General features: G+C 37.2%; 21 protein-coding genes. 5 read left to right on the top strand and 16 right to left on the bottom strand.

The features are described from left to right. Positions 1 to 46: 46 nt before the first annotated feature. Both NST66_RS08765 and NST66_RS08760 read right to left on the bottom strand, forming a co-directional pair. Complete coding sequence (locus NST66_RS08765) at positions 47 to 1,390, bottom strand: 2-hydroxycarboxylate transporter family protein (protein WP_028413595.1); 1,344 nt, start codon at positions 1,388 to 1,390, stop codon at positions 47 to 49. 143 nt (positions 1,391 to 1,533) lie between these two features. Continuing rightward, the gene (locus tag NST66_RS08760) at positions 1,534 to 3,243 is read right to left on the bottom strand and encodes an NAD-dependent malic enzyme (RefSeq protein ID WP_153253854.1); all 1,710 of its coding nucleotides are present in this window, start codon (positions 3,241 to 3,243) and stop codon (positions 1,534 to 1,536) included. A gap of 496 nt (positions 3,244 to 3,739) precedes the next feature. On the opposite strand from NST66_RS08760, the gene NST66_RS08755 reads away from it, so the two are divergent. Then, positions 3,740 to 4,144: a hypothetical protein gene (locus tag NST66_RS08755; protein WP_013056760.1), complete on the top strand. Its 405-nt coding sequence runs from the start codon at positions 3,740 to 3,742 to the stop codon at positions 4,142 to 4,144. A 25-nt stretch (positions 4,145 to 4,169) separates the two neighbouring features. Here the strand turns inward: NST66_RS08755 and NST66_RS08750 are convergent, their stop codons facing one another. The 8 genes from NST66_RS08750 to NST66_RS08715 form a co-directional block, all read right to left on the bottom strand. After that, positions 4,170 to 5,660 (bottom strand): peptide MFS transporter, encoded by a 1,491-nt coding sequence (locus NST66_RS08750; RefSeq protein ID WP_014460405.1) that lies wholly within the window; start codon positions 5,658 to 5,660, stop codon positions 4,170 to 4,172. 528 nt (positions 5,661 to 6,188) lie between these two features. Further along, complete coding sequence (locus NST66_RS08745) at positions 6,189 to 7,553, bottom strand: allantoinase (protein ID WP_155008170.1); 1,365 nt, start codon at positions 7,551 to 7,553, stop codon at positions 6,189 to 6,191. A gap of 377 nt (positions 7,554 to 7,930) precedes the next feature. Beyond that, complete coding sequence (locus NST66_RS08740) at positions 7,931 to 9,358, bottom strand: sensor histidine kinase (protein ID WP_028413600.1); 1,428 nt, start codon at positions 9,356 to 9,358, stop codon at positions 7,931 to 7,933. Continuing rightward, a complete protein-coding gene (locus tag NST66_RS08735; protein WP_028413601.1) occupies positions 9,348 to 10,022 on the bottom strand; it encodes a response regulator transcription factor in 675 nt (224 codons plus the stop codon). The genes NST66_RS08740 and NST66_RS08735 overlap by 11 nt, the downstream gene beginning before the upstream one ends. Before the next feature lie 182 nt (positions 10,023 to 10,204). Then, complete coding sequence (locus NST66_RS08730) at positions 10,205 to 10,363, bottom strand: hypothetical protein (RefSeq protein WP_155017217.1); 159 nt, start codon at positions 10,361 to 10,363, stop codon at positions 10,205 to 10,207. 30 nt (positions 10,364 to 10,393) lie between these two features. After that, entirely contained in the window at positions 10,394 to 11,269 is an 876-nt protein-coding gene (locus tag NST66_RS08725) for a peptidylprolyl isomerase (RefSeq protein WP_033578796.1), read from the bottom strand. Between the two features lie 25 nt (positions 11,270 to 11,294). Then, positions 11,295 to 12,296, bottom strand: a complete 1,002-nt coding sequence (locus NST66_RS08720) for an acyltransferase family protein (protein WP_028413603.1) — start codon at positions 12,294 to 12,296, stop codon at positions 11,295 to 11,297. A 297-nt stretch (positions 12,297 to 12,593) separates the two neighbouring features. Further along, positions 12,594 to 14,006 (bottom strand): amino acid permease, encoded by a 1,413-nt coding sequence (locus NST66_RS08715; protein ID WP_340843268.1) that lies wholly within the window; start codon positions 14,004 to 14,006, stop codon positions 12,594 to 12,596. 363 nt (positions 14,007 to 14,369) lie between these two features. Here NST66_RS08715 and NST66_RS08710 point away from each other — a divergent pair, with 363 nt between their 5' ends. Beyond that, positions 14,370 to 15,023 (top strand): GntR family transcriptional regulator, encoded by a 654-nt coding sequence (locus NST66_RS08710; RefSeq protein ID WP_034269276.1) that lies wholly within the window; start codon positions 14,370 to 14,372, stop codon positions 15,021 to 15,023. A 179-nt stretch (positions 15,024 to 15,202) separates the two neighbouring features. On the opposite strand, the gene nhaC is transcribed toward NST66_RS08710, so the two are convergent. After that, positions 15,203 to 16,609 (bottom strand): Na+/H+ antiporter NhaC, encoded by a 1,407-nt coding sequence (gene nhaC, locus NST66_RS08705; RefSeq protein WP_028413606.1) that lies wholly within the window; start codon positions 16,607 to 16,609, stop codon positions 15,203 to 15,205. A 323-nt stretch (positions 16,610 to 16,932) separates the two neighbouring features. Here nhaC and msrA point away from each other — a divergent pair, with 323 nt between their 5' ends. Next, complete coding sequence (gene msrA, locus NST66_RS08700) at positions 16,933 to 17,838, top strand: peptide-methionine (S)-S-oxide reductase MsrA (protein WP_049164255.1); 906 nt, start codon at positions 16,933 to 16,935, stop codon at positions 17,836 to 17,838. Positions 17,839 to 17,841: 3 nt separating this feature from the next. Here msrA and NST66_RS08695 read toward each other — a convergent pair whose 3' ends face one another. Together NST66_RS08695 and NST66_RS08690 are read right to left on the bottom strand one after the other, a co-directional pair. Further along, a complete protein-coding gene (locus NST66_RS08695; protein ID WP_028413608.1) occupies positions 17,842 to 18,537 on the bottom strand; it encodes a YqjF family protein in 696 nt (231 codons plus the stop codon). A gap of 19 nt (positions 18,538 to 18,556) precedes the next feature. Beyond that, on the bottom strand, positions 18,557 to 19,510 hold the full coding sequence (locus NST66_RS08690) for an NAD(P)/FAD-dependent oxidoreductase (protein ID WP_340843267.1): 954 nt from the start codon (positions 19,508 to 19,510) through the stop codon (positions 18,557 to 18,559). Between the two features lie 199 nt (positions 19,511 to 19,709). Here NST66_RS08690 and NST66_RS08685 point away from each other — a divergent pair, with 199 nt between their 5' ends. After that, positions 19,710 to 20,042: a hypothetical protein gene (locus NST66_RS08685; protein ID WP_033578790.1), complete on the top strand. Its 333-nt coding sequence runs from the start codon at positions 19,710 to 19,712 to the stop codon at positions 20,040 to 20,042. A gap of 35 nt (positions 20,043 to 20,077) precedes the next feature. Here NST66_RS08685 and motB read toward each other — a convergent pair whose 3' ends face one another. From motB to NST66_RS08670, 3 genes are all read right to left on the bottom strand, one after another. Next, positions 20,078 to 20,911, bottom strand: coding sequence for a flagellar motor protein MotB (gene motB, locus NST66_RS08680; protein ID WP_025752068.1), 834 nt, complete (start codon positions 20,909 to 20,911; stop codon positions 20,078 to 20,080). Beyond that, entirely contained in the window at positions 20,904 to 21,698 is a 795-nt protein-coding gene (gene motA / locus NST66_RS08675) for a flagellar motor stator protein MotA (protein WP_013056745.1), read from the bottom strand. The genes motB and motA overlap by 8 nt, the downstream gene beginning before the upstream one ends. A 129-nt stretch (positions 21,699 to 21,827) precedes the next feature. After that, the gene (locus NST66_RS08670; protein ID WP_014460421.1) at positions 21,828 to 21,971 is read right to left on the bottom strand and encodes a hypothetical protein; all 144 of its coding nucleotides are present in this window, start codon (positions 21,969 to 21,971) and stop codon (positions 21,828 to 21,830) included. 140 nt (positions 21,972 to 22,111) lie between these two features. Between NST66_RS08670 and NST66_RS08665 the strand changes: the two genes are divergently transcribed. Next, positions 22,112 to 22,390 (top strand): hypothetical protein, encoded by a 279-nt coding sequence (locus NST66_RS08665; RefSeq protein ID WP_014460422.1) that lies wholly within the window; start codon positions 22,112 to 22,114, stop codon positions 22,388 to 22,390. Positions 22,391 to 22,397 lie beyond the last annotated feature (7 nt).

Here is a 22,397-nt window from a genome sequence, read left to right as displayed (position 1 = left end):
CAAAAAAAGCAGCTCGTACGAACCGAGCTGCTTTTTTGTTTTGATTTTATACTCCTAAAAGTTTCATAAGAAGCGTAGCTAAAATAACAGTGGAAGCGCCTCCAAGTCTTGTTGCTACTTGAGCAAATGGCATAAGTGACATACGGTTGGAAGCTGATAAAATCGCTACGTCTCCCGTACCTCCTAAACCGCTGTGACAGCCGGTTACAATTGCTGCATCCACCGGATGCATTTTCATCATTTTACCTACAAAATAACCGGTTGCTACCATAGCCATAACAACTGCTGCACATACGACTACATAACCTGGTGTCACAATTTTCACTACATCTTCAAGAGGAATATACAAAATTCCTAGGCCTACCATTAACGGCCATGTCAAGCTCGTAGAAATGAATTTGTACATATGGTAAGCACCTTGCTCCATCTTAGCAGGCATTACTTGTAAACATTTGACTAGCGTTGCCGCTACGATCATTAAAACTGGACCTGGAATCCCTAAAAACTTATGTGCTAAGCCTCCGAAAATAAAGAAACTACATGCAATTAAAAGACCTGCGCCCATTAACGAAAAATCTACTGGTTTCTTGATATTTGTATCTTCTGAGATGCCATCTCCGCCTTTTGTCTTCACAAGAACTCCATTACCTGTTAATTCTGGCTTTTTCTCTCCTAGACGTTTCATTAAGCCAGCACATACGATAGCAACGATGTTTCCAATAACAGCAGCTGGAATCATTTGCGACACAAAAGATTCTGCTGAACTACCTAAAATTTGAGAATAAGCAAGTGAAAGCGGTAAAATACCTTCACCAATTCCTCCTCCAATGATTGGTACAACAATATAGAAAAATGTATGTTTTGCTCCGTAACCAAATAACATCCCAACGGCTACGCCTGCAGCTACAGCGGCTAGCGTACCTAACACAAGCGGTACGAACATACGTGTAAAGCCTTGAATTAAAACTTTACGGTTCATGCCCAGAATACTTCCGGCTACTAAACAAGAAATATAAAGGTATAAAAAGTTTGATGTTTTCATCAAAGTTGTTACCGCTTCCATAGACGCGGGATTTAAAACATTATAAAAAACTAATACGGAAGGTACAAGCAGTGATAAAATAGCTGGTCCGCCAATATCTTTTAAAATCGGAATTTTTAATCCTAAATCACCAAGCAGCATTCCCATTACCATAATAATCGCAAATCCGCCAATCATATCTGGAGGAAGTTCGTTGTAAACGGCCGCGCCATATACAATTAATGCAAGTAAAACGTATAGCGGTAGAGGAATAACTCCTACTTTAATATTGTTGATTCGGTTCCAAAAACCCTTATTTTCAGGCTGTGAATCTTGAGTAAACGTTTCCAATTTACGTGCTGTATTCATCTCATAACCCCCTGTGGTTCTAATATAGAGAATCATACACAAGTTTAAAAAAACTATATACGTTATGTAACTTAAGAATTCTTTTTGTAACTAAAAAAAGCACAGCTTCTTTTTTCAGAAGCTGTGCTTTTTCTATCTAAAAATTAAGCATTTACTGTTTCTAAAGCTTTAATTTCTTTGTATGTTGGTTCCCACATTGCTGCTTTTACTGCCGCTTTAACATCTGTTGGAACTTCTTTTGCAACGCCATCTTTAATTGCTGCGTTAGCAACCGCTAAAGCAACGTTATATGATACTTCACGTAATTCTTCTACGCGTGGTAGTAATGAAGCACCCGGTTTGCTGCTGTCTACCATTTGAGCTACAGCGTGTGCACATGCTGCGAACATGCTGTCTGTAATAACTTCTGCTTTTACCACGATTGATCCAAGACCAAGACCAGGGAAAACAAAAGCATTATTAGATTGACCAATTTCATATTCCACACCATCGTAGTTAACTGGTTCAAACGGACTTCCAGTCGCTACAAGTGCTTTTCCTTCTGTCCAATTTAATAGGTTTTCAGGAGTAGCTTCCGCAAGCGGAGTTGGATTTGACATCGGTAAAATAGCTGGGCGTTCTACATGCTTCGCCATTTCTTTTACGATTTCTTCTGAGAATGCACCTGCTACACCAGACGTACCAATTAAGATCGTCGGTTTAACTTGTCTGACAACTTCTAAAAGAGAAATTTTGTCTTCTTCACGGTTCCAGTCCTTCACTTCTTCTGCTTTTCGTGCATAAGGCGTTTGGAAACCTAATAAGTCGTCCATGTCATCTGTTAAAAGGCCTCGGAAATCAACAGCCCAGAAGTTTTTGTATGCTTCTTCTTCTGTAATACCGTCTAATACCATTGCGTCACGAACTTGATCTGCAATACCGATACCTGCTGTACCCGGTCCAAAGATTAAAACACGGTGGTCACGAAGTGGCATTTTAGACACTTGAACTGCTGAGAAAATAGCTGCAAGCGTTACAGCACCTGTTCCTTGAATATCATCATTAAACGTTAGAATTTCTTTTCCGTACTTGTTAATAATGTTACGAGCATTTACATTACCAAAGTCTTCCCAGTGTAACAGTGCGTTAGGGAATATTTCAAGAGATTTTGAAATAAATTGGTCCACGAAATGATCATAGCGCTCACCGCGGATACGTTCATGACGGTTTCCGATATATAAAGGATCATTTAATAATTTTTCGTTGTTTGTTCCTACGTCAAGAACAACTGGAAGTACTCTGCTTGGATCGATTCCTGCTGCAGCTGTGTATACGGCTAATTTACCGATAGCAATATTAATACCGCCAACGCCCCAGTCGCCAATTCCTAAAATACTTTCTGAATCCGTAATAACCATTAAATCAATATCTTCACTATTTGCATCGATATTTTTAAGAGCTTCTTCAATACCCTCTACATTATCGATTGACAAGTATACGCCACCCGGACGGCGATATTCATGGCTGTATTCTTGGATTGCTTGTCCAACTGTTGGTGTATAAACAACAGGAAGCATTTCTTTCAAGTGATCTTGCAATAAACGATAAAATAATACAGCATTACGGTTTTGTAAATCGTTTAAATATACATTCTTACCAAGGTTATCTGGCTGAGCTAAAAATTGCTCATATGCACGTTTTGCTTGCTCATCTAAAGTTAAAGTCATTGGAGGAAGTAAACCTTCCAATCCTAACGTTTTACGCTCTTCTTTTGTAAAAGCTACCCCTTTGTTTAACATTGGAGCTCCTAAAATTTCTTTCCCACGTAAAGTCGTTTCGATTGTTTCATTATCTGCAAAAAATACGTTGCGCATACGACTATCTTCCTTTCTGTAGACTTGTATGACAAGCATACAAGTTGGTTAGATTTAAGTGATTAACATCTTATATGGATATTACATATTATTCAAATGTCCGTTAACTTTTTATGAATAGCATGCTAATTCATTTGACAATAGTATATTTTATGCCTATCTATTTCTGCTGTCAACTATTTTAGTAGAGCAATTTTTTAATTATAAAGAGGTTGAAATTTCTGAATTAACTATCTTTTATTAATTTTCTTTTTATATAGGTATTAAGAACCCTATTTATTCTATTCATCTCTTTTGGAAAGTCAAAATAATCCTTTAATATGGAAAAAATGTTTAATTATAAAAAATTTATTTTGAAATAATTTTAGTTTGCTTATAAAAGAATATTTTTTATTTTTTTGTCTATGCTGATTAGTGAATTACTATGAATATTCTTTCCTTTCTATCTATACATATAAACTACATAGTTCTTTTTTATAATAATGGAGGTTATTATATGTTAAAACCAGATACAGCTATTATTTTTGGATTTCTTATCGAAGAGGCGGCCAGTCGATTAGACGATCAAGAGATTAAAGAAATTGCGGCTAAAGAGCTAGAAAATGGAGAATTGGTGTTTGAAGAAGCCAGTTATTTTTATAAACGCTTTTTTATCCCTGCTTCTTCTGAATTAAGACAAGCTCTTCGCCGAGAGGTCTTATCGCTTCATTTAACATTAAATCAAATCAAAAATGCTCATGGTAACGGATCCATGTCTAAGATTGCTCATATGCATCAAATTATTGCAGAAACTGAAAAATCAACAAACGAACTTAACAGACTTTTAAATCTTGCGTTCTATGAGGGTGAAGACGATCAGACCTACGCCTCCTTCATGAATATTTTTTCAAATAAATCATAAAAAACCGTCCTTAAGGACGGTTTTTTTATTGAACACCTTTCATTAAACGCTGAATTTTTGGCGAAATCATTAGTACAATTACCCCTAAAATGACCGAAACTCCGCCCAATGCAGCGAAATAAACAACTTGCGAAATGTTTTCATAATATTGAACAAGCTGAGCATTGATTGCCTGTGCCGCTGCGCTTGTTAGGAACCACAAACTCATCGTTTGAGCAGAAAACGCTGCAGGTGCTAGTTTTGTTGTAGTTGATAGCCCTACTGGTGATAAACAAAGCTCTCCAACTACAACTAAGAAGAAGCTTAGCACTAGCCATAGCGGGCTCGCTAATGTTTCATTTCCATGAATACTAGCCGGGATAACCATGACAAGGAAAGAAAGCCCTGCAAATAATAGTCCTAATGAAAACTTCTTTGGTGTAGAAGGCTGTCTGTTTCCTAATTTCACCCAAATTGCTGCAAAAACTGGGGCAAATATAATAATGAATAACGGATTTAACGATTGGAACCAGCCAACTGGAATTTTAAAGCCGCCATAAGTTAGCTGTGTATGATCTTTTGCATACGTTGCTAAAATTGTTGACCCCTGCTCTTGAATTGCCCAGAACATTACTCCAGAAACAAAAAGAGGGATATAAGCTAATACGCGTGAACGCTCATCAGCTGTTGTCTTGGGACTCTTATACATAACCACAAAGTAAATAATAGGAATAACAATCGCTAAAATACTTACAAATAAAATAACGCCTTCAACTGTTAAAATACCTGCTAAAGAAGTCAGTACAATAAAGATAGCAAGTACAACTACAGCAAGTGCAATAGTACCAAAAACTTTTTTGCGCTCTTCTGGTTTTAAAGGGTTTGGAACTTGTCTACCTGCACGCCCTAGGTTTTTACCTCGTGTAGCCATAAATACGATTAGGCCTAAAAGCATTCCTACTGCCGCGATTCCAAAACCTAAGTGATAGTTATACTTTTCACCTACTGTTGAAACAACTAGCGGCGCGATAAATGCTCCAGCATTTACACCCATATAGAAGATACTAAATCCAGCATCTCGACGGTTATCAGTCGGGCTATACATATCGCCCACAACGCTTGAAACGTTTGGTTTTAATAAACCTGTTCCGATGATAATCAAGAACATTGAAATAAACAGCGCTGTTACACCTGCTGGCAACGCAAGCACTAGATGTCCGAGCATAATAAATATACCGCCGTAAAACACCGTATTAGACGTACCTAAAATGCGGTCTGCAATCCAACCGCCAATAATTCCAGACATATAAACAAGGGAACCATAAATAGAAAAGATCGCTAAAGCGGTTCCTTGTTCCATTCCTAATCCACCGTTTGCAATTGTATCGTACATGTACAATACAAGTAGCGCACGCATTCCATAGTATGAAAAACGCTCCCAGAATTCTGTAAAGAACAAGGTAAATAAACCTTTAGGATGTCCGAAGAATCCTTTTTGAGGAACTGTTTCATACACTTTTTCTCTCTCTACCGACATATTCCTTAACCTCTCTTTCAACCGTAAACCATCATAGACAAAACTGTCAAAAAATTATGATGATATAAAAAAATAGAAACAAGAAAATTTTATTCTTATAAAATGATTCTGTCAATATCAGAATTTTACAATGAGTGCATAATATACGGTTTTTCGTTATAAAATTGCACCTATAAAAAGCTTTAAATCAAGATTTCTTTTCTTGAAATATCTTTTTGAAAATTTTTTTATACAAAACCCTTGATTACAAAGCATCTGATTATCTACTTTTCATACAACCAGATAATATTTTTCTTTTTGGGGAATTTTTCTTTATATTTAAAAAGAAGCTTTATTCTTTTTAAATTATGCTTCCCTCAATCAAAAATATACTTTTTTAAAATAATAAAACCTTCTTTAAAAATGTCTCTTTTGTTATAGTAGATACTCTTTTTTCACCTATGTAATACTTTTAATATAAGTCATCCTCATTTTTTTATGTAAAAAAAGAGATAAAAGGTTTATTTTTCATCTCTTTTTTCACTGTGCCTACAATTTTACGTATTCACCATTTACCATTTGTCCTTTGTGAAGAGGAAACACACCTTCTTCTTTAGTGTATACAATCGTTCCTCTATTAATGGTAGTTAAAATAACGCTATTAAATACCGTTCCTTCATATATACTGTGCTTATGTTTGAAAACCATTCCTTCTTTTGTCACTTTTTCAGTTTGATCCAGATCAACGATAACCAAATCCGCATCGGCTCCTAGCAAAATGCTTCCTTTTTTGGGATATAAGCCGAATCGTTTAGCTGGATTGGTTGATACAAGCTTTGAAATGTGAGAAAGAGAAATCCCTCTAGTGATCGCTCCTTCACTAATCATTGCTTGCAAAGAGTACTGACCGCCTGATATTCCACCCCAAACTTTAAATAAATCATTCTGATGAACTGTTTTTAACTCAATCGGGCAAGGAGAATGATCCGAAGAAATCATATCTACTTCTTCTGATTGAATACATGCCCATAATTTTTCTTTTTGACTCCTGCTGCGAAGAGGAGGTGCACACTTAGCCGTTACGCCAATTTCTTCAAAGTCTTCCTCTGTAAAAAGTAAATAATGCGGACAAGTTTCCAGCGTAACGTTCATTCCATTCTTCTTTGCTTCCGTAATAAGCTGCACTGCTTCATAGCTGCTAATGTGTACAAAGTGAAGCGGACATCCCGTTTCTTCACCGTACTCAAGCGCTTGCTTTACTGCGTTTACTTCTGCTACAACCGGTCGCGTTTCTAAATAATCTTTAATAGCCGTTTGCTTTTGATTCTGTTTAGCCTGTTCAAGCTTTTGTATTAAGTCATTTCTTTCAGCATGCAGGGCAAGCACTTTATTTAGTTTTGCAATCTCTTTCATTCCTTCGTATAATGTGAGGTCATCTGAGAAATCAAATTCAGAACCTGCTTCTGACATAAATGCTTTAAAACCTATTACACCCGAATGAGCCATTTTGGCTAATTCTTCTTTATTACCAGGAACCAACCCTCCCCATAGACCGTAATCTACTACTGACTTTTGATCAGCCAGCTTTTTCTTTTCCCACAGCGCTGCTTCTGTTACGGTAGGAGGAACGCCGTTTAAAGGCATATCAAAATATGTAGTGCAGCCTCCTGCGGCCATAGATGCTGAACCGTAGTCAAACCCTTCCCAATGGTCTCGGCTCGGTTCATCAAAATGCACATGAATATCAATCATTCCAGGCAGAACATATTTGCCTTTAGCATCTACGTATTTTTTTGCTGGTATGCTAACACCTTGCGCTATTTCTGCAATCTTTCCTTTTTTAACACCTATGTCCGCTTTTACTATTTCGTCTTCTAATACGACCGAACCATCCCGAATAATTAAATCGTACATATTATCAAACTCCCCCTTTACTTACTTCATCTTTTTGTTAAACGAAGTAGTCTGCTATTGTTCTATCATGCACTGTTTCCTTTAAAAAGTCTTTATCATTGTAAAGAACCCTGACACACAGACTGATTATTACGTCAGTTAATATAACTGAATTATCTGATTTTTTCATTCGCCATTTTGTCTAAACTTTTCTTTTTCATTTGGTCACTTTCACTAACTGAAAAGAGATGGAGACATAACTAAATCAACGGACGAACAAATTGGATAAACGAAACCTACCTCCACTCTAACCATAAAAAAATCCGAACGAGTTTGATTCTCCATCAAGAATCAAACTCGTTCGGATCTTCCTTCAACTAATTTTGTCACAGTCTCTTTTAACTCTTTTTTACTTTTTGTGACATTGGCAACCTTACTGTAAATGTACTTCCTTTTTCTTGTTCACTTTCTACATCAATTTTGCCTTTATGTGTTTCTACGATCCATTTAGCGATTGCTAGGCCTAGCCCGTGACCTCCCATTTGACGGGATCGGGATTTATCAGCACGATAAAAGCGGTCGAAGATTCGATCCTTTTCGTCGGGATGAATTCCAACCCCTGTATCACGTACTTTTAATGTACATTCACTCCCGTGCTGAACCACTTGAATGTTTACACTTCCATGAGGAGTCGTATATTTAATCGCATTGTCTAACAAAATGTAAATCAGCTGAGTGAGACGCTCTTGATCTCCAGTTACAACTAATTTTTCAGGCGTATCCAGCTGCAAATCAATATGTTTAGAAATCGCTAGAGTTTCAACCGATTCCATTACCTTTTGTACAGCATCTGTAATATCAAATGGCATCATTGCTTTTTCTACTTTATTAGAGTCTGAGCGTGCAAGCGTAAGTAAATCACTGACGAGACTCGTCATCCGCTTCACTTCAGCTTTCATATTATTAATTAATTTTTTAGAGAAGGGATCTTCTGTTACTTCCTCCTGCATTTCTAAAGCGTTGATAGAAGAAAGCATAACGCTAAGCGGTGTCCTTAGCTCATGGGATGCATCCGCCACAAATTCTTTTTGCTTTTGGAAAGCTGTTTCAATTGGGACCATGGCACGTTTTGACATTAAGCGGCTGATATAAATGGCTACTCCTACAAACAGTACCGTAAGGCTCAGCATAATAATGAGGAGCCACTTTAACAGCTGATAAAGAAACGAAACGTCTTTTCCAATATAAAGCATCCCTAAAAATTGGCCTTTATAAAAAATAGGTTCCCCCGCCATCATTAAATCAATATCTATTTTGCCTTCCCCGTTTTGCCCTTTTACTCCTTCGATGTGCTCAAAACTAGGACGCGGGGCTTTTATTCGTTCTTTTCGCACTTCGTTTTCAATAGGGATCCATCCATCAATTAAATCTAACAAGTTAGAGCGAAGACGCTCACTCGCTTCGTTGCCCATAATAAGGTCCCCTTCAGGACTGATGACATAATAAAAAAACTGGTCTTCACCGGCTACGACAATGTTTTTATACTCTTCTTTCGACTGTTGATTCGAACTGTTTACCGCTTGTTTAATTAAGATGCTTTGGACAATTCGAGACTCTTGTTTTAACATGCTATTTAAGTTTTGCTGCTGACTATTGGATACAACCACATACACCAATGCATAAACAATAAATACGAATAAAAGCAGAAACAGCATTAGCAATGCGCTGTATCGGAATGTTAAACGATTTTGCGTCTGGCTGAATAAATCTTGCTTTACTTTTTGTTTTACTTTCTGTTTAGCCCTCGTAAGAAGTTTAGCTTTCAATTTTGTAGCCTACTCCGCGAATGCTTTGAATAAGATCCTGTTTGTTAAATTTCTCTAGTTTTTTTCGCAAAAGTTTAACCGTCGCATCAATCGTTTTAATCGAAACATCTGATTCATATCCCCATACCCTGTCTAAAATAATATCCCGGGAAAGAACTTGTCCTTTGTTTTTTACTAAAAAATCTAGCAGTTGAAATTCACGAGGACTTAATTGAATAAACTCCTCGTCAAACTGCACGGTTTGACTTGCTCTTTTTAATATCATGCTGGCAATCTCTACTTCTTCTTCTAAAATTGGTGCATAATTACGACGAGCCAAAGCGCGAAGCCTTGCAAGCAGCTCGTCAATTTCAAATGGCTTAATAACGTAATCATCCGCTCCCGCATCTAAGCCTTGTATACGATCTTGAACCGCATCTTTTGCTGTTAACATAAGAATGGCCCCGGCGTATCCTTCTTTTCTTAGACGTTTACATACATCGATTCCGTCTCCATTGGGCATCATCCAGTCAAGAATTAACACATCATAATGTGCTTCAGATGCATAGTCATATGCATCATTCCCTTCCGTCACCCATTCGACGTTATAGCCTCCTTTTTTCTTCAGCATATAACTAACTAATTCACCTAGCTGCAAATCATCTTCTGCTAGCAGTACGTTCATTTTGCGTAACTCCTTCCTTCGTTTGATACATTTATTTCCCTGCATCCTTTTGTTTACTTTATTATACAAAAAGAATCAGCAGAAACAAGCTGCCTCTACTGATCTCTTTTCATTTTAATTTTCCCTACCTGTATTAAGAACGAGAGCAAACTGCTGTTCAGCCGTTCGCGTCTTTTGTACTTTTATGAATGACTAACGATTTGATTTGAATATGAAGGATTTGATCCATTAACAGTTTCTGTGACCTTTACAACACGCCGGCATATTTCAGCTCGTACACCTCTGTGCTTCAATTGTTCGACGATTTTTTCTAATTTGCTATAAGACGCTGTTTGTTTCATATCCATCCCCTCATTTCGTTAAGGTATTATTTATGAATCAAGTTTGTTTGTAATATCATACTTTTTCTTTAGCTTTTGTAACCATGTTGGATACTCTGTTTGGTATTTTTGATCAAGCAGCGTTTGCTTGATTTTTGCTTTGCTGTTTTCATATGTTGCTTTTTGGGCTTCTTTTTTGCCTGTTACTTTAATAATATGGTAACCGTATTCTGTTTTAACAGGATCACTTACTTCATTTACCTTCATTGAAAATGCTTTGTTGGCAAAAGCTTCGACCATATCGCCTTTTTTGAAGTATCCAAGGTTTCCGCCATCTGATTTAGAAGCTGTATCCGTTGAATATTCTTTTGCTAGCTTTGCAAAATCTTCTCCTTTATCAAGCTTTGCCTTTACTTCTTTTGCTGTTTTTTCGTCTGCTACTAAGATATGACTAGCTTTTACCTGTGCTTCTGTAGCTAGTGAATCTTTATTTTGATTAAAGTACGATTTCATTTCACTATCTTTAATATTAATAGTCGACTCGACCATTTTTTTTGCTTCAATATTCGTCTTTAAATCTTTTTTCAGCTCTGACAATTTTACACCGCTAGATGCTAATGCTTGATTTAGTGCATCTTCTCCACCGTACTGACTTTTAAGGTTTTCTAATTCAGCATTAATTTCTTTATCGGTTACTTTAATATTTTGTTTAGCTGCTTCTTTTGAAATGACTTTTTGTTCGATTAGTGAATCAAGGACGCTTGATCCTCCTTGAGCAAGAAGAGCATCATACAGCTGATCTTTTGTGATTTTTTCATCACCAACGGTAGCAACTACCTTTGATTTATTCATTGCTACGGCACCAATAGCTACTGCAGCAATAATGACAACGGCTGCGATAATCATAATTATTTTGTTTTTAGACATCATTAAACTCCTTTTCCATTTCTCATTACTTACCTAAACTTAAACTTTTGCGCGTTGGTAACGGTTTAAGCTCAATTAAAGGCCTTGCAATCGTAGATACGTATTTACTCGACAACAGCCACGCCACTCCACAAGCTCCAATCAAAAGAATGCTGTATCCTTGTACACTTTCTATCCAGTCTCCAAAAGAAGATAAGCGAATATATTTAATCAGAAATCCATGTAGCAAATACACATAAAAGGTTTGAGCACCTCGAGATGTAAAAGACATCGTCTGTGTAGGGGTCAAAGCTAAAAAGGAAACCGTCATTGCTAAGCTGATGCTATAAAATAGTGTACGAATGATCATTCCCTCTACTTGATTTACACCTAAGGAGGCATAAGATTTTGAACCAAATAGCCACTCCTTCTCAAAATCCGGTGCTACGTACTGGATCCACAGAGCAATAATGAGCAATGTGCCTCCAGCTATTTTCTTACAAGAAACAGACGTCAACTTTTTAAAATGTTCTTTTTTCATATAAAACCCTGCTAAGAAGAAGGGGAAGAATACAAATGTTCTAGAAAGACTTAACGTTGTTTCTAGCGGTTCACATAAGCCAATCATAATTCCTAAAACTGCCGCGACGGCTAAAGGATATTTGATCTTTGTAAAAATGAACAGCATCGCATTCCAACAAAATAAACTTAGTAAAAACCACAGTGACCAAGCTGGCTGAAATACTGAAACTTCAAATGACGATTCATCATACAGTTTATAATCATATACCGCATAGATAAGTTGAAAGATAATATAAGGAAGTAATACTTTCTTCGCCATCTTCCACATATATCCTTTCTTTCGGTATCCTTTTGCAAAATATCCGCTTATTAAAATAAACGCTGGCATATGAAAAGTATAAATAAATATGTAGAGTGTTCGTAACCACTGTTCATCATTAATGAAGGGAGTTAACAAATGGCCAAACACTACCAGTACAATTAAGATAAATTTCACGTTATCAAAATACGCATCCCGCTTAGCCATTTGACTTCCTCCTTTCTTTTACGTTCTATGGATTTGTACGACGTGCTGCTGCGAATATCTTTTCTTTACATCCCTTACTATACATAGTGAAAATGAAAAAACAGTGAAAACTTTTCTTTTTTCTATTTTTAAATAAGGCGCCGCTAAATAAGTTTGACAAATGGCGCCTCTTTCTCTACTATATAGATACGCACCCTATCCAATTCAATTTCGCTTGTTGCGGGACACTTAACCAGTACGGATGGATAGGGTGTTTTTGTATGCAAAAAAAAGCAGAAGACCTAGGTCTTCTGCTTTTTATTTTGCTATAGGCTGACTGTCATCTTTTCCGTTTTCTTTTTTACTTTTTAAATAATAAAACAGATAACAAAAAAGGACAAATGGGATACCGCAGTATAATGCGATACGCTGACTCTTATCAAAAGCAAGTCCTACACAAGCAGCAAAGCATAAAACGAATGCTAAGATAGGAACGAGAGGATATAAAGGAGCTTTGTAAACAAGCTTTGATGCATCATTTCCTTCTTTAATATAGCGTCTTCTGAACATAAAATGAGAAGCTGCAATAGCCATCCATACAGCTACCACCGCAAATCCAGAAATAGAAACTAATACTAAGTAAACAGTAGTTGGTGCAACCACGCTTGACAGCAAGGACAGACAAGCCACTCCCATGCTGATAAGCAACGAATTAAATGGAACTCCTTTAGACGTTACTTTCCCTAACCAGCTGCTAACCATTTTTTGATCGGATAATGACCAGAGCATTCTCGAGCATGCATATAAGCCTGCATTAGCGTTTGATAGTAAAGCTGTTAAAATAACCAAGTTCATAATATCTGCTGCATAAGGAATACCTATTTGATCAAACACCGTCACAAAAGGACTTTCTAACACTCCTGCTTGTTTCCATGAGATCAACCCAGATAGTACAAACATGGCGCCGATAAAGAAGAAGAATGTACGCCAAATGATATTTTTAATGGCTCGAGGTATGTTCTTTTCTGGATCTTCGGTTTCTCCCGCCGTAATACCAATTAATTCTGTTCCTGAAAAAGCAAAACTTACGGAAACCATCGTAATTAATACAGGCATAAGTCCATTTGGAAATAAACCGCCCTCTCCTGTAAAATGAGAAAGCATCGGCGCTTTTTCATGACCGCTAAGGGGAATGAATCCAAACATCGCTGCTGCGCCTAAAATAATAAATACAATAATCGTTAATACTTTAATACTTGAAAACCAAAATTCTGTTTCGCCGAAAAAACGTACAGATGTTGCATTTAAACCAAATAATAAAAGAGCAAACAGCGCGCTCCATATCCAAACCGAAACGTCAGGAAACCATCTTTGCATAAGCAGCCCAGACGCTGTAAACTCCGAACCGACAGATACTACCCAAGTCAGCCAGTAGAGCCAGCCCACCGCAAAACCAGTTCCCGGCCCTATAAACTTTGTAGCGTATACTTGAAATGATCCTGACACAGGCATTGCTACGCTTAGTTCCCCTAGACATATCATGACTAAATACATAATTAATCCACCGATTAAATAAGCAAGGAGCGTTCCCCCAGGACCTGCTGCATTAATTGTATAGCCAGAATTAAGAAACAACCCCGTACCGATAACACCGCCAAGGGAAATCATAAATAAATGACGGCTTTTCATTTTTCTTTGTAACTGATTCATAGATGTTGTATTCTCACCCATTATGTACCTCCTTTTTATAGTAAACCCATCCAAAAACTTGGTTTTTTTACATATTCTCTATAGTCTCTTCTCTTCAGGAATAGGCTCTATTTCTTCGATATGTACGAATTTTGTATACTGTATACAATATACACTTCTTAAATCTTTTTACGATTATATCATTTTTCAGATTTTTTACAACAATGAATAGTAAAAAATATTTCAATAATTCTATTTTTTTATATTCTAACTAAGATTAAATGAAGTGATATGATATGATTATTTTTACACCTGTACGTTCTTTCTTGCTATTTTTATACTCTTTCATCACCATGACATGAAGAGAAAGAACAGCTGATGCGATATTTATTTTAGGGGGAAACAATGAACAAGGGGCCTATGATTTATCATTCATTAAAAGATCATGTATATAACTACATAGCAAGTCAAATTCAAGAAGGTACACTGCTGCCTAACGACAAAATAAATGAAGCCAGCATTTGTTCTCAGCTGAATGTCAGCCGAACGCCTGTAAGAGAAGCGCTTATTAAATTAGCTTCAGACAACCTATTAGAATACAGACCGCGCAGAGGGTTTACTGTAAAGGAAATTGATACACACAAAAAACTAGAAGTGTTTGAAATCGTCGGTGCTTTAGATGGTCTGGCAGCTGCCTTGTCGATTGATCACTTAACTGAAGAAGATTTTACGAAGATGGATGAGCTTATTAAAAAAATCGATGTTTCGATTGAATCAGAAAATTATCAGGATTATCAAAAATATCAAACATATTTTCATCGAGTATATTTGAACCGATGCGATAATGTGACCTTAAAAGAACAGCTTATGTCTTTACAAGACGGATTCATCAGACAAACGTACTTTAGCGATGACAAAAAAGAGCTATACGCCATTTTACGCGTAATGAATGAACATCACCGCCATATTCTAAAACTTCTGCAGCAGAAAAAAAAGGCGGATGTTCAGCTTTACCTTCAAAATGTTCACTGGAAAATCGAATACCCAGAAATGATTTGATCAAAAAGAACTCGAGACATAACTAAATCAATTCGATCAACAGCTAGAAGAAACGAAATACATGAAACCTACGTTTATCATACAAATGAAAAAATCCGAACGAAGTTGATTCTTCATTAAGAATCTCAATTCATCGTTCGGATTTTTCTTCAACTAAAACTCTTTTGTCCCAGCCTCTTTTATTTTGCTATGGCAGAACGCTGTTTTTCTTCTTTTACGTACCAAATGAATTTCCCCGTATATCCGTAAACAATCGCCAAAATAATAGAGACAAAACTGAGCCACATAAACGGCAGATAAGCGAATGTAGAAATCCCAAGCGTTGTAGCTAGAAATACACCGTTATCCGTCCACGGAACCATTCCAGAAGTTAAGGTTCCCCCTACTTCTGAGTTACGGGCAAGCACTAGACGCTGTATTCTTAACTTATCATAACTTTTCTCCATAATTTTCGGTGTTAAAATTAATGAAACATACATCGCACAACCAAATATATTTCCTAATAATCCAACGAAAATAGTAGAAGCCGTAACGTTTCCTGAATTGACAAGAATTTTTTCAAATTTAGATAGCAGGACTTCTAAGACGCCGAGCTCATCTAATAACCCGCCAAATCCTAGGCCAAAAATAATGACAATAATAGAACCGACCATGCTTAAAATTCCGCCACGATTTAATAGCTCACTTAAAAATGTGTTGTCGGTATTAATTTTAAACCCTTCATAAGCCGTATTAAATGCGCTCGCCACATCCATATGTTGAAAGACAACTGCCCATATAATTCCTAATAATGAACCAACCGCAATTGCTGGAAGAGAAGGTTTCTTTAATGCTAAAAGGACAATGACAGCCAAAGCCGGAATCAGCATCCACCCGCTGATGTGAAATGTATCCAACAGCGAAGATTTTAATTCTTCTACCCGTCCAGCATCAAAATCTTTTCCCCCATACATAAACCCTGTTACCGTAAATAATACTGCCGTAATGAGATAAGCAGGAATATCCAATACTAACATTGCTTTTACGTGATCGATAACGTTCACTCGGGCCATTGACGCAGATAAAATGGTACTATCAGAAAGAGGAGAAAGCTTGTCTCCAAAATAAGCTCCTGAAATCACGGCTCCAGCTACTAAAGGAAGCGGCATACCTAAGCCTTGTCCGATTCCCATCATCGCGATTCCGGCTGTACCAACCGTTCCCCAAGATGTTCCTGTTGAAATCGAGGTAATAGAGCAAATGATCAGTGTAGCAAGTAAAAAGAATGTTGGATTAATAAACTCTAATCCAAAATAAATAAGAGAAGGAACAACTCCTCCGGCAATCCATGTTCCAATTAACGTACCGACGGCTAATAAAATTAAAATAGCTTCTAAGCCGTTTGATATTCCTCTTGTAATGGCCCCTTGCAGCTGATTATACGTATACCCAAGTCGTACTCCTAGCGCCATAACAATAAACCATGAAATAAATAAAGCGAGCTGAATAGGTAAATCAAAAACAGTTGCAAACGAAATAACAACAGCTAAAAATAAAGCAAGCACAATCATTATTTCCCACATAGATGGTAAACGGGTTGTGTTCAAACTAGCTCCTCCTAAACTGGTATGTAGATTCTGGAATGTGGTATCGTTTAAGAGCAAAACGTCCTTATTTTTTAATTGTTCCTCTTACTGCTCCAACGTATGTATTTCTATGAGTACTTAAACAATAAACTGCATCTTTTTAAGAACATAAAATAAGGATACTCGCGTAAACAATAAGCCATCTTTCTTTTATCCAGTGGTCATAATACCATAAGAGTGTGCTTTCTTACAAGACTCGTTATAAAGCGCTTTCTGTTTGTTTATACATTTTAATATATAAATATATTTTCATTTATTTTATTCAACGAAAAGAGGAAAGTAACATGAAAGAATATGCAACGTTTGCAGGAGGATGCTTTTGGTGCATGGTCGCTCCTTTTGATCAGCTTACAGGAATCATTAGTATCCGCTCGGGCTACGCTAGAGATGAACAAATCGCTTCTGAAGCTAAACAGGAAAGCGAGTACGTAGAGGCCGTGCAAATTGTATGGGATCCTTCTCAAATTACGTTTGAAGAGCTGCTTAACCTGTATTGGCAGCAAATTGACCCTACGGATTCCGCCGGACAGTTTTCAGACCGCGGACCATCGTATCGAGCCATTATTTTTTATCATAACGAAAAGCAAAAAGAAGTGGCTCTCGATTCTAAAAGAAAGCTCGCCCAAAGCGGACGTTTTAAGAACCCTATCGTCACACCTATTTTACCTTTTTCTTCTTTTTACGAAGCAGAAGAACAGCAGCAGGATTATTATCGAAAAAATGCATTTCACTATAAATTATACAAAGAAGGCTCGGGGCGAACTGATTTTCTGACGCAGCATTGGCCCAAGGACCGCTCTTACCTTAAAAAGTGCCTAACGCCTATGCAATATTTTGTTACGCAGGAAAACGGAACCGAACCCCCTTTTACAAATTTATATTGGAATAACAAAAAAAAAGGAATTTACGTTGACCTTCTAACTGGAGAAGCACTGTTCAAAACGTCAGATCAGCTTCCTTCTCATACAGGCTGGCCCATTTTTAAGCGTCCTATCTTATACGGAAACATAAAAAAAGTGCCGGCTCAGCATTCAACAGCGCTAAAAAGCAAAGAAGGAGATAACTATCTTGGTTTACTTTTAACAGAAGAAAACAGCGAATACTATCAAGTAAATTCTGCGGCTCTTCGCTTTATTCCAAAAGAGAAGCTTAAAGAAGAAGGCTATGAAGATTTTTTAATTTTATTTTGATGCCTATACTTTCTTAAACGGGTAAAAATAAGCAGTTACTTTCTTTGCGTAGTGTACAGTTAAATTATGATAGTCCGCCGGACGCAAAAAAGGCTGAGTGATAGAATCATCTCTTATTTCACACTCTCCTTTTTGCAGCTCCCAAGGATCATGATAAAGGTCTCCTCTGTAGACATTTCCTTGATGAGTGGTAAATAAGCAATAGCGCTCTGTAAGCCAATGAGCTAATTCTCCTTTTCTACTGCGATAGGACGGAGAAGTACCTCTATATGTAAGCTTTACTCGCTCTTTTTTTGAGTCTCTGTGCGTTCGAACTGACTGAAAAGAAATATAGTTCTGAGTTTTGTTGAATGTCATAGCAGCGTGGTAATAAGGCAAGTGAAAAAACTGACGAGCAATCCATACTCCTAGTGGATTGCTTGCGTCTAAACTAAAAAAATAAACGCCTTTTTCCCCTTTATATGTAACATAGGTACGCACATTTAGCTCATATAGCCGTGAAAAGATGGGCACGGCGGGCGTTCCTTTGAATCGAATGTCTGTCATCGTAAAAGGCACAAGCGCAATCCACGCTTGACCATTATAGGTGTCAGGCTCTAACTGACTCGGCAATAAAGAAGCCAAAAATGCCGGATCTACAGGCCAATGAATAAACAGTAAATCTTTCCACGTTTGTTTCATTATCCAATTATTTTTCACTTCTTGGTCCCTCCTTTTTCTAGATGTTCTTTTCCATTAATTCAGCGGCTGCCGATTTGCCTGACAAATATGCGCTCTCTAACCGTGAGTGATTCGTCTCGTCTTCCCTTCTTAAAAAAGCATCTCCTGCCACCAGTAGCGACGGCATAATTTTAGCAAAGGGCTGATGAAGAACTTGTTCAACCTCTGCATAGCGCCATTTCTTTATCTGGATGCTTTTAATATGATTTGCACCTATCCATTCTTTTATTTCATTTTTTATCATCGGCAGCAACTCACGTTCATGTTCATCAACATGTTTTTCTGACCAGTCTTTATTCATATATATGCTAAGAACGGGCGTCTTTGATATTCCTTTTTGCTCATGATTAGTGATTCTTTGGATTGTGCCAGATGGATTCGTGAGTTGACCATGATCACCAAACAGCGTCTCTGTGTAAAGCTCCACGATAGCAACCAAGCAAGGACTGAATTTCAGTGTTTTAAGAATAGATTGGTCCACCTGTAACCTGCTGTTATTAAGCATCTCAATAACCTGAGGAGACGGAGGTGTAAGAATGATATCAGTAGCTTCAAAAATCTCATTTTCTTCTGTATATAACTGATACCTTCCGTTTTGAAAATCAATGGCTTGAACTTTTCGATTTACATATACGCGTAGATCTTCAGCTAAATATTTAGCTAGCGCATTCATGCCATTCGGACTTTGATACCGAGGGTGATGGTCACCAAACCACTTCTTAACCTTTCTATCACCTATCCATTTATTTACGTCTTGTTGAAATTCATCGGATCTCACTGTAAAAAATTGAGCTCCGTGATCTGCTTTTCCATCCCCTACTCGTCGGGTAGCCATTCGTCCCCCTACACTTTTACTCTTATCAAGAAGAAAGACCTCTATTCCCTCTTTTTGCAATTCAGCCGCTGCTGTAAGGCCCGTCATTCCAGCACCTACTATGCCTACTCGTCTCATTTTTTCCTCCTTATTTAACGCATTTATTTACAGTATAAAAAAAGCGGAATGATTGAGCTAATTTAAACTGTCTTTTTCATTTACCTTTGCTCCTGCTTGTCTCAAAAAAATAGTCTACGATTCCTTTCATCTGAGTATACTTGTCGTATACAAATATATCTTTACCTGCTAGCACGTCTATAAATAGGAGGACTGTCACATGATGCTCTATGATATTAAGCATAAAGTATATTACGAAGTATTTAATACAGCTCGCCCTAAAATGAAGGACGCTCACCAAGGACGAAGCTGGGGATATGTTTATAAAAATCTCAATGGACAACCTACCAAGTTTTGGATTGACTTTACGCACGGACGTTTTATGTACTTTCAAGTTGAAGGCAAGTGGTATCGCGTGCAATATTTGCAGTCCAATGATAAGAAAAAAACAGCAGATGTCTTTAAAGGCGCTCTCATTGATTTGATTTTAGATGGAATGGACCTCAAGTTAGTACGAGGAAACTTTGAAAAGAGAAGACTCTTAGCTTTATAACACATAGAAAAACAGCCGTAAAAGCAGGACTGCTTTTACGGCTGTTTAATTGTACGAGGAGTAATCAATATTTCAACCCTTCTATTTTTCGCTTGCCCCTCTGCTGTATTGTTAGATGTCACCGGTTTGAACTCTCCAAATCCTTTTGCACTGAACATGCTTGGATTAAGCTTATCGTTTTTTAAGATAACTTTCATAAAGTTAACTGCTCTCATCACGCTTAACTCCCAGTTGGATTCAAAACCAGCGTTGCGAATAGGTACGTTATCGGTGTGGCCGCTAATAATAATATTACGAGGAGGATCAATCACCAAAAGCTCTGAAATATCATTTGCGATTTTTGTATCTTCACTCCGCACTTGTGCTCTTCCCGAATCAAACAATACATTGTCTCGAATGGAAATTAAGAGACCTTCCTCGGTTAGCGAAGTCTGTAATTGATTTGTTAAGTTTTTCTTTTGAATATACGCATTAATTTTAGATTGAATTTGCTGAAGCTCTTCTTGATCAGCTTCTCGAATGGTTTGCTCCTTTTGTTCGCTCGTTAACGATTGTGAAGAAGCAGGAGACTGATTGGGAGCTGTCTCTACTTCATTTGTTTTTTCCGTACTTTTAGCTGCAGGAGTATTTGAAGGCTGAACCGCTTCTTCAGATTCCTGCAGAGATTGAAATTCCATCACGCCCGTTCCTCCAACGAACGCTTCATTAAATGCGCGGGAAAGGTTCTTAAATTTTTGCGCATCCACTGAGCTCATTGCAAACAATACAATGAATAAAGCAAGTAAAAGTGTAAGCAAATCTGAGTAAGGAAGCAGCCAGCTTTCGTCAACATGGTCCTCTTCATGCTTTCGTTTTCTGCGTCTACTCATTTATGCCCACTTCGCTTTCTTGAAGAAGCTTTTTACGTTCCGCTGTTGGCAAATAGGAAGCCAGCTTTTGCTCAATTACTTTCGGTGTTTCTCCTTCTAGAAGTGAAAGCACTCCTTCGATCATCATATACTTTACCTTTACTTCATGTTTCGATTTACGCTTCAGTTTATTTGCAAACGGATGCCATAGTACATACCCAGTAAAAATACCAAGAAGCGTAGCAACAAACGCCGCGCTGATCGCATGTCCTAGCGTATCCGTATCTTCCATGTTCCCAAGCGCAGCAATTAACCCTATAACAGCTCCAAGTACACCCAGAGTTGGAGCATATGTACCTGCTAAAGCGAAAATACTTGCACCCGTTTGATGTCTCTCTTCCATAGCATCAATTTCTTCAGACAACACGTCTCGTATATAATCCGCACTTTGACCATCAATAGCTAAATTCAAACCATTTTTTAAGAAAGGGTCATCTACATCAATAATTTGGGCTTCAAGTGATAGTAACCCTTCTTTTCGAACAACTTGTCCCCATTCTGAAAACATGGATACTAAATCAACGGGCTGCAGCATTTTTTGTTCTTTAAACAGGACACCAAACAGTTTTGGGACTCTTTTGATTTCATTTGAAGGAAATGCAATCACTACTGCTCCGACGGTTCCGACAATAATAATTAAAATAGCAGCCGGATTTCCTAACACAGATGGATTAACCCCTTTGAAAAACATGCCTACAATAAGAGAGGCTATTCCTAAAATCAGTCCAATAAAAGATGTTTTATCCATATGTAATTCTCCTATCCTTAACTTCCTGTTCTTTCTTTTTGTGTATCTTATCCTCATCTTTTATTTCGACTATTTCATAGAATTTTTAAGCTTTTTATGAATCATATTTACAATTACATCTTTTCTCTATTATAAAAACACTTTTTTCAACTTTTCATACAGAATATCTGAAGGTCCAGCTATAATCGCTACAATTTGATTTTCCACATAAATAGCAGCCGTCATCTTATTATCAATATCAGCTAAAATTGCAAACCCGACGTTAATATTCAACTTTACTCACCTCTGTAACGTTGTTGTTTATTCAACATATAAAAAGAGCAGTCTTACCATTTATTTTTCCGTGTTTTATTGACATTTGTAAATTTTATATTAAGATTATGTAAATGAGTTGACAAAATGGAGGTGATATTATGCTACTAGAAAAATACTGTAAAGACACTGATTTAATGATTATCCAGTTTACAATCGAACTAACAAAAGATATTCATGCTAAAATCTCCGCACGTACTTTATTTTATGAAGAACAGGTGATACGTTATGCTGAAAAAAGAATACGTTCTTTCTTACATCCTCTTTCCCTTAAACATACGCTAAAATTTGTCTATCAATCTGAAATACTACAAACCATTCTATTCAAATTAAAACCAACTTTTGAACAGCAGCACGTACTGCGCTGTATTTCATCTTAAAAAGGAG

The organism is Priestia sp. FSL W8-0524, from assembly GCF_038005965.1.
Lineage (GTDB): Bacteria > Bacillota > Bacilli > Bacillales > Bacillaceae_H > Priestia > Priestia zanthoxyli.
Note: the sequence above shows the minus strand (reverse complement) of the source record. Positions and strands in the feature narration are given on the sequence as shown.